Source organism: Pedobacter jamesrossensis (assembly GCF_042650905.1).
Taxonomy (GTDB): domain Bacteria; phylum Bacteroidota; class Bacteroidia; order Sphingobacteriales; family Sphingobacteriaceae; genus Pedobacter; species Pedobacter jamesrossensis.
In genome coordinates, this window is record NZ_JBHSBY010000110.1 from 20,479 (window position 1) to 27,063 (window position 6,585).

Below are 6,585 nucleotides of genomic sequence, written 5' to 3' on the forward strand. Positions count from 1 at the left end.
TTTATTAAGATTTTAAAAATTTACGTGTGTAATAATTTTGTTTAATTTGCGAACTTAAGGTGTTCGTTAACCTTCTCTTTCTTGTAGAGTTTTAACAATTCCTGCAATTTTGCCTCCGCTTGATTTAAGCGCAGATACAACATTTTTCGCTGGTGATTGTAATAATCCAATGATATCGCCAATAAGCTCTTCTCTCGATTTTAAGCTTACTAAGTTATTCAATTGGTCATCGCCAACGTATACTGATGAATCTATGTATGCTGCTTTAAGCACAGGTTTATCAGAAGTTTTTCTCAAAGTTTTAATCAACTTAGCCGGAGCGTTTGCTGTTTTTGAGAATAATAATGATGAAGAACCTTTAAGGGCTTCGTATATCTCAGAAGCATCACCATCTAAACCTTCAATCGCTTTGCGAATTAAAGAGTTTTTAGCAACCTTCATTACGATATCTCCTTCGAAACATTTGCGGCGGATATTATTGATCTGCTCAACAGAAAGGCTAGAAGTATCAGCAATATAAAAATTGCCAAACTCTTGCATTTGTCCTTGTAGTTCTAAAACTACTTCGTTTTTTTCTTCTCTGTTCATGATTAGATCCCCGCTACTGATTTAGTTTCAATTGCAATTCCAGGACTCATTGTAGAAGACACGTGAATGCTTTTAAAATAAGTTCCTTTTGCAGCAGAAGGTTTTAATTTAGAAATAACCTGAATAATTTCAAGTGCATTCTCATAAATTTTATCCGCTGGGAATGATACTTTTCCTATCGAGGCGTGTATGATACCCGTTTTGTCTACTTTAAAATCAATCTTACCTGCTTTAACCTCAGTTACAGCTTTACCAACTTCGTTAGTTACTGTACCTGATTTTGGGTTAGGCATTAGGTTTCTTGGGCCTAAAACACGGCCTAATTTACCTACCTTAGCCATACAAGCTGGTGTAGTGATAATAATGTCTACATCGGTCCAACCACCTTCAATTTTAGCTACATACTCGTCTAAACCTACGAAGTCTGCACCAGCTGCTCTTGCTTCTTCTTCCTTATCAGGAGTTACTAAAGCTAAAACACGCACAGTTTTACCTGTTCCGTGTGGTAAAGTAGCAATTCCACGTACCATTTGATTCGCTTTACGCGGATCAACACCTAAAGATACATCAATATCAACTGATGCATCAAACTTAGTGGTAGTGATTTCTTTTACCAAAGCAGCGGCAGCCTGTAAAGTATAAGCTTTACCAGCTTCTATCTTAGCATGTGCCTTTTTTTGATTTTTAGTTAATTTCGCCACTGTTGTAAACTGTTTTTTAATTAATTGTTCCAGGGTGCGTCACCAGAAACGGTGATTCCCATACTGCGTGCTGTTCCAGCAACCATACTCATTGCAGATTCGATTGTAAATGCATTTAAATCAGGCATTTTATCCTCAGCAATAACTTTAATTTGGTCCCAGGTCACCGACCCAACTTTTTTACGGTTTGGCTCAGCAGAACCACTCTGTAATTTAGTAGCATCTTTTAATTGGATAGCTACTGGAGGGGTTTTGATGATGAAATCGAATGACTTATCAGCATAAACAGTAATTACAACCGGCAATACTTTACCTGCTTTATCTTGGGTACGAGCGTTGTACTGTTTGCAAAACTCCATAATGTTCACCCCTTTAGCACCTAATGCAGGTCCTACTGGTGGCGATGGATTTGCCGCTCCGCCTTTGATCTGTAATTTGATCATTGCACTGACTTCTTTTGCCATTTTGTGTTTTTTGTTTATTTAAAACTCAATGTTAAATATTGGAAGCATGTAACATTTAATTCCCTTTAGGCTTCTATAAAACTTAAAGGACTGCAAAGATATGGATAATCTTGCAGAGCTGCAATAGATTAGAGAAAATATATTCTGATAATTTCACTTTGTATCTTGACAGTGTTTAACACGTGTTTAAAACACCTTAATTAGATAAGTTATTTTAAACAATTACAGTATGCAAGATATATGCAAAAAAGCTTTCCCTTTTGAGGAAAGCTTTTTTGTATTTTGATAAATCGTAAACCTACAATCGTAAATCAGATTATTCTTTTTCAACTTGCATATAGTTAAGTTCTAGTGGTGTTTTACGACCGAAAATCTTAACCATAACTTTTAATTTTTTCTTTTCTTCGTTTACTTCTTCGATAACACCTGTAAAACCGTTGAAAGGACCATCCATAACTTTGATGTTCTCGCCAACATAGAAAGGAACATTCATCATTTCTCCTTGCTCACTCATTTCATCAACCACACCTAAAATACGGTTAACTTCTGCCTGACGCATTGGAATTGGATTACCAGCTTTATCACCTAAAAAGCCGATAACACTGTTAATTCCTTTAATAATATGCTCTAGCTCACCATCTAAAGTAGCTTCAATTAAAACATAACCTGGATAAAAGTTACGTTCTTTAGCAATTTTTTTACCGTCTTTCATTTGGTAATATTTTTCCATCGGTATTAAAACCTGTGGAACCAAATGAGAGAAACCTAAACGACTAATTTCAGCATCAATATACTGCTTTACCTTTTTTTCTTTACCGCTTACAGCTCTTACAACATACCACTTTAAAAGATCGCTCATTAGTATATTAATTAGAAAGTGATTTGTAGAAAGTATCTAACACAAAAACAGAACCTTTATCCATTGCAAAAATAATTAATGCAATAATTAAAGAGGCTACTAAAACAAGAACTGCCGAATTTTGAAGCTCTCCCCAAGTAGGCCATGTAACCTTACTTGTCATTTCTTCGTATGATTCTTTTATAAACTCAACTACTTTAGCCATATTTAATAATTTGAATGATTGAATTCTTGATTGATAGAATGAGCGAATAATAAATCATTCGAAATTAAAACATTCACCAATTCAATCATTAGTATTTGGCACGGGTGGAGAGATTCGAACTCCCATCAACGGTTTTGGAGACCGGTATGCTACCATTGCACCACACCCGTAATTAGAGAAAGCAAAGTACTTAAGTATTTCTTAAGCACTTTGCTTTGCTTATTTTCTTTAAGTCCCGACGAATCGGGATTTAAAATTTATTTTGAAATTTCAGTTACCTGACCAGCACCTACTGTTCTACCACCCTCACGGATTGCGAAACGTAGACCTTTTTCCATTGCGATAGGAGAAATCAATTTTACAGAGATTGTAACGTTATCACCTGGCATTACCATTTCAGTTCCTTCAGCTAGTGAAATCTCACCAGTTACGTCTGTAGTACGGAAATAGAATTGTGGACGGTATTTGTTAAAGAATGGAGTGTGACGACCACCTTCTGCTTTCGATAATACATAGATTTCAGCTTTGAAATCAGAGTGAGGAGTTACTGAACCTGGTTTACAGATTACCATACCACGACGGATATCAGTTTTCTCAATACCACGTAACAATAAACCTACGTTATCACCAGCTTCACCGTAATCTAAAATTTTACGGAACATCTCAACACCTGTTACTGTAGATTTTAAGTTCTCAGCACCCATACCTAAGATTTCAACTGGATCACCTGAGTTGATTACACCACGCTCAATACGACCAGTAGCAACAGTACCACGACCAGTAATTGAGAATACATCTTCAACAGGCATTAAGAAAGGAAGTTCAGTTAAACGTGGAGGAATTGGAATGTAGCTATCTACAGCATCCATTAACTCCATAATTTTACCAACCCATTTCGCATCACCGTTTAATCCACCTAAAGCAGAACCTTGGATTACTGGAATATCATCTCCAGGGAAATCGTAGAATGATAATAATTCACGAACTTCCATTTCAACTAATTCTAATAATTCAGGATCATCAACCATATCCACTTTATTCATGAATACAACTAACGAAGGAACACCTACCTGACGAGCTAACAAGATGTGCTCGCGAGTTTGTGGCATTGGACCATCAGTAGCAGCAACAACGATAATTGCACCGTCCATTTGAGCAGCACCAGTTACCATGTTCTTCACATAATCCGCGTGACCTGGACAGTCAACGTGTGCATAGTGACGGTTAGCTGTTGAATACTCAACGTGAGCTGTATTGATTGTAATACCTCTTTCTTTTTCCTCTGGAGCAGAGTCAATAGATTCGAATGAACGTGCCTCAGATAAACCTGCATCAGCTAAACATTTTGTAATAGCTGCTGTTAAAGTTGTTTTACCGTGATCGACGTGACCGATGGTACCGATGTTTAAGTGCGGTTTACTGCGGTCAAATTTTTCTTTTGCCATTTTATTTATAACTAATTAGTAGGTTAACTTTTTTATTATTTTATTTATTGTTTTATTGCAATGCAACACAAAAAACCTTGCCTCTTCTGTATTTATAACAGATTTAACAAAGCTATTTTACCTGAGCCAACTATGGGAATTGAACCCATGACCTCTTCCTTACCAAGGAAGTGCTCTACCGCTGAGCTAAGTCGGCTTATTAGTTTTCAGTTCCCAATGTTCAGCTCTCAGTTCAAACTGTTAACTGCAAACCACCAACTGCTCACTTCAATTTAGAGCGGAAGACGAGGTTCGAACTCGCGACCTATAGCTTGGAAGGCTATCGCTCTACCAACTGAGCTACTTCCGCTTATCAATTTCCGATTGTGAATTTTAGATTTACAAACTTTCATTCATAAATCTAAAATCTTTAAATCTAAAATTAATGTGGGGAGAGAAGGATTCGAACCTTCGAAATCTTGCGATAACAGAGTTACAGTCTGTCCCATTTGGCCGCTCTGGAATCTCCCCATTTTCTATTTACGATTTTTGATTTACGAGTTACGATTTTTCAATCATCAATCTAAAATCTTTAAATCTAAAATAAAAAGAGCCTCCTATCGGAATCGAACCAATGACCTACTGATTACAAGTCAGTTGCTCTACCAGCTGAGCTAAGGAGGCTTTAATTTTGCGCAATAATACGAAAAAACTTAATTTTTCATACTATTAACGTGTTTTTTAAAGTATTTATCTTTTCACAGAACTTATCCAATTCTTTTTTGAGGTAACCCCCTTTCCGAATTGGAATGCAAATATACACACTTATATTTCTATTCAAAATAAATTTGAAAAAAAATTAGCAAGCTTAATGGCTCGCTAATTTTATATTCATTTTTTAAGAAAATAGTTGCTTAGTAATCAGATATTTCGCTTTCACTTAATATCGTTTTCTGTTCACTAATTTTTTTTCTAGTTTTCTCTTTATGCTTCGTTATTTGCTTTCTTAATGATTCGATGGCCAGATCAGTAGCCTCTTCAAATGATTTACATTGTTCTTTAGCGAATAGGGTTCCACCTGGCACAATCAGCTTTATCTCACTAATTTTATTGGCTTCGTCTTCTACGTTCTCTAATTTTAAATACACTTCGCCACTAATAATCTGGTCAAAAAACTGATCCAGCTTGTTTGCTTTCTTCTGTATAAAATCTAACAACTTACTGTCTGCACTGAAGTGGATTGATTGAACTCCGATTTTCATTTTTCCTCCTTTTTTTACGCCTTTGGATGGGCTTGTTTATAAATTGTTTTTAATCTTTCGATTGAATTGTGTGTGTAAACCTGTGTAGCCGCCAAACTCGAATGCCCTAAAAGCTCTTTAATTGCATTTAAATCGGCGCCAGCATTAAGCAAGCTGGTTGCATAGCTATGCCGCAGTACATGCGGGCTTTTTTTATCATTTGTTGATACTAAGCTTAAATAAGAACTCACAATACGGTATACTAGCTTTGGATAAGCCACAGCACCTTTATTAGTAACGATTAAGTTAAGCAAATTGTTATTAAAGTTTTGCAACTTTTTTAAGTCTGTATAGTTATTTAACTGATTAGTAAGCTGTTTATTTATAGGTATAATTCTTTCCTTATTCCGCTTACCTAGCACCTTTATTGTTCCACTATAAACATCAACATCTGTTTCTTTTAATTGCAAAAGCTCGGCTAAACGCATCCCCGTACCAAATAGTAACTCAATTACCAGATGATCTCTAACCGAGCTAAAACTATCATCAAAAAATTCTGACGAGTCTAAAAGATTATCTAGTTTTTGTGTTTCTATGAAAACAGGTAAACGCTTCGGGATTTTAGGTGCTTTAATTAAAAGCATTGGGCTCTGCTCAACCTTACCTTCGCGAAGCAAAAATTTATAAAAACTGCGTAGAGCAGATATTTTACGATTAATGGTGGCTGCCGTAGATTTCAATTCCATTAAATCGACCATATAGCTTCTTATATGTGTATGCTTGATCTCAGAAAAACTTAATTCGAATGTGTTTTCCAGATAGGCTTGAAACTGAGCTAGATCCGTTTTATAAGAAGTTACCGTATGCTGAGCGTAACGTTTCTCGTGTGATAGATAGGTTATAAAACTATTCAGCAGCATTTAATATATATTAGTTCGGCACTTAGAATGAAGTTACTAATAGTTTTAATATTAAGAAATTATTAACAGAAAATTTTACAATCGAGTAGGAAGATAGGGATTAGTTCCCTATCTGTCCTCTCACACCACTGTACGTACCGTTCGGTATACAGCGGTTTGTTGAAACAGTATCTCTTGACAACC

General features: G+C 35.9%; 8 protein-coding genes and 5 tRNA genes. All 13 read right to left on the bottom strand.

Annotation, left to right across the window (positions count from 1 at the left end):
• Positions 1–66 precede the first annotated feature (66 nt).
• The gene (gene rplJ / locus ACFOUY_RS11315; protein WP_231462586.1) at positions 67–588 is read right to left on the bottom strand and encodes a 50S ribosomal protein L10; all 522 of its coding nucleotides are present in this window, start codon (positions 586–588) and stop codon (positions 67–69) included.
• Between the two features lie 2 nt (positions 589–590).
• Positions 591–1,289, bottom strand: coding sequence for a 50S ribosomal protein L1 (rplA, locus tag ACFOUY_RS11320; RefSeq protein ID WP_187593734.1), 699 nt, complete (start codon positions 1,287–1,289; stop codon positions 591–593).
• 20 nt (positions 1,290–1,309) lie between these two features.
• On the bottom strand, positions 1,310–1,753 hold the full coding sequence (gene rplK, locus ACFOUY_RS11325; protein ID WP_010601094.1) for a 50S ribosomal protein L11: 444 nt from the start codon (positions 1,751–1,753) through the stop codon (positions 1,310–1,312).
• A gap of 316 nt (positions 1,754–2,069) precedes the next feature.
• Positions 2,070–2,612, bottom strand: a complete 543-nt coding sequence (gene nusG, locus ACFOUY_RS11330) for a transcription termination/antitermination protein NusG (RefSeq protein ID WP_378960725.1) — start codon at positions 2,610–2,612, stop codon at positions 2,070–2,072.
• A gap of 7 nt (positions 2,613–2,619) precedes the next feature.
• Positions 2,620–2,817: a preprotein translocase subunit SecE gene (gene secE, locus ACFOUY_RS11335; protein WP_316759392.1), complete on the bottom strand. Its 198-nt coding sequence runs from the start codon at positions 2,815–2,817 to the stop codon at positions 2,620–2,622.
• Between the two features lie 96 nt (positions 2,818–2,913).
• Positions 2,914–2,987: transfer RNA gene (locus tag ACFOUY_RS11340), tRNA-Trp, on the bottom strand.
• 87 nt (positions 2,988–3,074) lie between these two features.
• Complete coding sequence (gene tuf / locus ACFOUY_RS11345) at positions 3,075–4,262, bottom strand: elongation factor Tu (protein WP_378960727.1); 1,188 nt, start codon at positions 4,260–4,262, stop codon at positions 3,075–3,077.
• A 124-nt stretch (positions 4,263–4,386) separates the two neighbouring features.
• Positions 4,387–4,458, bottom strand: a tRNA-Thr gene (locus ACFOUY_RS11350).
• Between the two features lie 80 nt (positions 4,459–4,538).
• Positions 4,539–4,611: transfer RNA gene (locus ACFOUY_RS11355), tRNA-Gly, on the bottom strand.
• Between the two features lie 78 nt (positions 4,612–4,689).
• A tRNA-Tyr gene (locus ACFOUY_RS11360) sits at positions 4,690–4,772 on the bottom strand.
• 80 nt (positions 4,773–4,852) lie between these two features.
• A tRNA-Thr gene (locus ACFOUY_RS11365) sits at positions 4,853–4,925 on the bottom strand.
• Positions 4,926–5,155: 230 nt separating this feature from the next.
• Positions 5,156–5,503: a ribosome hibernation-promoting factor, HPF/YfiA family gene (gene hpf / locus ACFOUY_RS11370; RefSeq protein WP_378960729.1), complete on the bottom strand. Its 348-nt coding sequence runs from the start codon at positions 5,501–5,503 to the stop codon at positions 5,156–5,158.
• Between the two features lie 14 nt (positions 5,504–5,517).
• Positions 5,518–6,402, bottom strand: coding sequence for a tyrosine-type recombinase/integrase (locus ACFOUY_RS11375; RefSeq protein WP_378960731.1), 885 nt, complete (start codon positions 6,400–6,402; stop codon positions 5,518–5,520).
• Positions 6,403–6,585 lie beyond the last annotated feature (183 nt).